This window comes from Streptomyces sp. NPDC048275, from assembly GCF_040652275.1.
Taxonomy (GTDB): domain Bacteria; phylum Actinomycetota; class Actinomycetes; order Streptomycetales; family Streptomycetaceae; genus Streptomyces.
This window is the reverse complement of the sequence record NZ_JBEZLR010000205.1, coordinates 1-4,891: the sequence shown is the minus strand read 5'-3', so window position 1 is coordinate 4,891 and position 4,891 is coordinate 1. Positions and strand designations below refer to the sequence as shown.

General features: G+C 72.8%; 2 protein-coding genes. Both read left to right on the top strand.

What is annotated here, in order from left to right; genetic code table 11:
• A partial coding sequence (locus AB0D57_RS47110; protein WP_362088673.1) for an SDR family NAD(P)-dependent oxidoreductase occupies positions 1–3,132 on the top strand: 3,132 nt, incomplete at its 5' end.
• A partial coding sequence (locus tag AB0D57_RS47105; RefSeq protein ID WP_362088672.1) for a type I polyketide synthase occupies positions 3,129–4,891 on the top strand: 1,763 nt, incomplete at its 3' end. The genes AB0D57_RS47110 and AB0D57_RS47105, both read left to right, overlap by 4 nt.

Below are 4,891 nucleotides of genomic sequence, written 5' to 3'. Positions count from 1 at the left end.
ATCGCCACACGGTGGAAGGAACAAGGCCGCAAGACCAAACTCCTGAAGGTCAGCCACGCCTTCCACTCCCCCCACATGGACAGCATCCTCGACGACTTCCACACCGTCGCCACGACGCTGACCTACCGGGAACCGCGGATCCCGGTCATCTCCAACATCACCGGAACCCCCGCCACCCCCGACCAGTTACAAAACCCCGCATACTGGACCCGCCACATCCGCGAAGCCGTCCGCTTCCACCACAGCATCACCACCCTCCACGAGGCAGGCGTGACGACCTTCGTGGAACTCGGCCCCGACGCCACCCTGACCGCGATGGCGGCCACCACCCTGGCGGACACCACCGCCACCCTCGCCCCCGCCCTGCGCCCCCACCACCCCGAGCCGCACTCCCTCCTCACCGCCATCGCCACCGCACACGTCAACGGACACCCCGTCACCTGGCCCACCCACGGCCACACGCTCCCCCTCCCCACCTACGCCTTCCAACGAGAGCGCTACTGGCTGGACTCGGTGAGCGGTGCCGGGGACGCTGCCGGGCTGGGCATGGACGGGGCGGGGCACTCCCTGTTGGGAGCGACCGTCGAACTGGCGGGCGGCCAGGGCGTCGTCTTCACCGGCCGGATCTCCCGGCGCACTCACCCGTGGCTGGCCGATCACGCCGTACTCGGCACCGTCCTGGTGCCGGGTTCCGCGCTGGTCGACCTCGTGCTGCACGCGGCCGAGCAGGTCGGGTGTGCCCGGTTGGAGGAGTTCACCCTTGAGGCTCCGGTCGTCGTCGCGGACGAAGGGTCGGTCCAGCTTCAGGTGAACATCGGTGCGGCGGACGAGTCCGGGCGGCGGCCGGTCAGCGTGTACTCGCGGGCCGGCGGGCAGGACGCCGCCGCGTGGGTCCGTCACGGTGCGGGCACGGTGGCCGAGGTCTCGGCCGATCCGGTCGAGTTGGCCGTCTGGCCGCCGGCCGGCGCCGAAGCGATCGAGGTGTCGGACTTCTACGAAACGCTGGCTGACCTCGGGCTCGGCTACGGGCCCGTCTTCCAGGGGCTGCAGGCAGCGTGGCGTACGGCTGACGCCGTGTACGCGGAGGTCGAGCTGGAGGGCGACACGGATGTCGCGGGCTTCGGTATCCACCCCGCCCTGCTGGACTCGTCCCTGCACGCGCTGGGCTTCGCCCTGGACGAGGAGTCCCGGCAGCCCCTCCTGCCGTTCGTCTGGGCGGGCGTCTCGCTGTTCGCCGGCGAGGCGTCGGCGGCCCGCGTACGGATCACCCCGGCGGGGCCGGGGGCGTTCGAAATCGCCCTCGCCGACCGGTCCGGGGCTCCGATCGCGGCGGTGGAGCGGCTGACGGTGCGGCCGGTGGCGCCCGAGCAGCTCGCTGGGGCGGCCGGGCGGCGGCTTCCGCTGTACGCGCTGGACTGGACGGCCGTGCCGTTGCCGGACGCCGGACCGGCTCCGGTGTTCCTCAGCGACCCGGCCGAGCTGGCCGTGCTGCCCGCCGGCGACCTGGTCGCGGACTGCCCGCGCACCGGTGATGTGTACGCGGCCACGCACCGGGCGCTCGCCCTCGTCCAGGCCTGGCTGGCCGACTCCTCGCGTGGCGAGGACAAGCTGACCCTGTTGACGCACGGGGCGGCGGGCGAGGACGTCGACGACCTCGGCAACGCAGCGGTGTGGGGTCTGGTACGGACCGCGCAGGTGGAGAACCCCGGCCGGTTCGCGCTGCTCGACGTGGACGACGCCCCGGCCTCCCTGGCCGCCGTACCGGCCGCGCTGGTGGCCGACGAGCCGCAACTGGTCCTGCGCGCGGGGGCCGCGACCGCGGCGCGGCTGGCTCAGCGGGACCCGGTTGAGGCGGGCGGGACGGCCTTCACGGCGGACGACTCGGTGCTGATCACCGGCGCGACCGGAACGCTCGGCGCCCTGGTCGCCCGCCATCTGGTCGAACGGTACGGGGTACGGCGGCTGCTGCTGGTCAGCAGGCGCGGCCCCAACGCCCCGGGCGCGGCGCAGCTGCGCGACACCCTGGTCGAGCTGGGCGCGGAGCCGGTCTTCGCCGCCTGCGACCTGGGCGACCGGGACGCGGTCGGGCGGCTTCTCGCCGACCATCCGGTGACCGGCATCGTGCACGCGGCCGGTGTCCTGGACGACGGTGTGCTGTCCTCGCTGACCTCCGAGCGGCTGGACACGGTGCTGCGTCCGAAGGCGGAAGCGGCCTGGAACCTGCACGAACTCGCCGGTGACGTGGGCAAGTTCGTCCTGTTCTCGTCGATCGCGGGCACGCTCGGCAGCCCCGGGCAGGGCAACTACGCGGCGGCGAACGCCTACCTGGACGGGCTCGCCGTGCACCGGCGGGCGCAGGGCCTGGCTGCGGCCTCCTACGCGTGGGGCCTGTGGGACACCGAGGGCGGTATGTCCGAGCATGCCGACCAGGACCGTATCGGCAGGGGCGGCATCCTGCCGATCGGGGTGGCCGAGGGACTGGCGCTGTTCGACGCCGGTCTCGCTCTGCCGACCAGTGCCCCGGTCCGGCTGGACCTCGCCGCCCTGCGCGGGCTGCCGGTCCTGCCGTCCGCGCTGCGCGGGCTGGTGCGTGCACCGGCCCGGCGGGCCGCGGCGGGCGGCACGTCGCTGCCGCAGAAGCTGGCGGGCCTGAGCGAGCCGGAGCGCCGCAAGACGCTGCTGGACCTGGTGTGCGGGCACGTGGCCGACGTACTGGGCCACGCCGGGTCGGACACGGTCGCGGTCGAACGGGGCTTCCTGGAGCTCGGCTTCGACTCGCTGACCGCGGTCGAGCTGCGCAACCGGCTGATCGCCGCGACCGATCTGCGGCTGCCTGCCACGGTGATCTTCGACTATCCGACCCCGGCGGCACTGGCCGGCCGGCTGAACGAACTGCTGTCGCCTAAAGACGACCCGGACGCCGTGGTGCGCCGCGCGCTGGCCGCGATCCCGGTGGATCGGCTGCGTTCGGCGGGGCTGCTGGAGGCGATTCTCCAGCTTGTCGACTCGGAGCCGAGCGAGCCTGCAGCGCCGCAGAAGAGTGAGGCAATGTCCGCGATCGAGGATTTGGACGCGGAGGCCTTGGTGGCGCTGGCACTGAACAACGGCAACGCGGGACTGGAGCAGGGATGACTACCTCCACGGAACAGCTCGTGAGCGCGCTGCGGGCATCGCTGAAGGAGAACGAGCGGCTGCGCCAGGAGAACGAGCGGGCCGGCGGCCGGGAACCGATCGCGATCATCGGCATGGCCTGCCGCTATCCCGGCGGTGTCAGCACGCCCGAGGACCTGTGGCAGCTGGTGGCCGACGGCCGGGATGTCGTCTCCGCCTTCCCCACGGACCGGGGCTGGGACGTCGAGGGGCTGTACGACCCCGACCCCTCCCGGGCGGGCAAGACCTACGCGAAGGAGGGCGGTTTCCTGTATGACGCCGCCCACTTCGATCCCGCGTTCTTCGGGATCTCTCCGCGTGAGGCGCTGGCCATCGACCCGCAGCAGCGGCTGCTGCTGGAGACCGCCTGGGAAGCGGTGGAGAGCGCCGGTATCAACCCGGCCTCGCTCAGCGGCAGCCGGACCGGCGTGTTCACCGGGATCATGTACGGCGACTACGGGGCCCGGCTGCTGTATCCGTCGTCTCCCGAAGAGTTCGAGGGCTACCTCGGCACGGGCAGCGCGGGCAGTGTCGCCTCGGGACGGATCTCCTACACCCTCGGCTTCGAGGGCCCGGCCGTCACCGTCGACACCGCCTGCTCCTCCTCGCTGGTCGCGCTGCACCTGGCCGCGCAGGCGCTGCGCAACAACGAGTGCTCGCTGGCGCTGGCCGGCGGGGTGACGGTGGTCGCCACGCCGGGTCTGTTCGTGGAGTTCAGCCGGCAGCGCGGGCTGTCCCCGGACGGCCGCTGCAAGGCGTTCGCGGCCGCGGCCGACGGCACCGGCTGGGGAGAGGGCGCCGGGCAGCTGGTGCTCGAACGGCTCTCCGACGCCCGGCGCAACGGCCACCGGGTGCTGGCGGTCATTCGCGGCAGCGCCGTCAACCAGGACGGCACCAGCAGCCAGCTCACCGCGCCGAACGGCCCCTCCCAGCAGCGGGTGATCCGGCAGGCGCTGGCCGGCGCCCGCCTGGACACCTCCGATGTGGACGTGGTGGAGGCGCACGGCACCGGCACCACGCTGGGCGACCCGATCGAGGCGCAGGCGATCCTCGCCACGTACGGGCAGAACCGTCCGGCCGACAAGCCGCTGTGGCTGGGCTCGCTGAAGTCGAACATCGGCCACACCCAGGCCGCCGCCAGCGTCGGCGGCATCATCAAGATGGTCATGGCGATGCGCCACGGCGTCCTGCCCAAGACCCTGCACGTGGACCGGCCCACCCCGCACGTCGACTGGGAGGCCGGTGCGGTCTCCCTGCTGACGGAGGCTCAGCCGTGGGAGACGGACGGGCGGCCACGCCGCGCCGGCGTCTCCTCGTTCGGCGTGAGCGGCACCAACGGCCATGTGATCCTCGAACAGGCCCCCGACGACGAGGAACAGCCGCCCGCTGCGGCCGAGGCCACGAGCCCGGTGCCGTGGGTGGTGTCGGCCCGTAGTGCCGGCGCGCTGCGCGACCAGGCGCGGCGCCTGCGCAGGCAGTTCGCCGACTCTCCGGACACGTCCGCGGCCGATGTCGCCCACTCGCTGCTCACTTCGCGGGCCCTGTTCGAGGAACGCGCCGTCGTCGTCGCCGACAGCCACGACGACCGGCTCGATGCCCTCGACGCGCTGGCCGAGGGCGCCCCGCACTCCTCCGTGGTCACCGGGAGCACCAACGGGGGCAAACTCGCCTTCCTGTTCACCGGACAAGGCGCCCAACGCGTCGGCATGGGACAGGAGCTGTACGACACCTACCCCGCCTT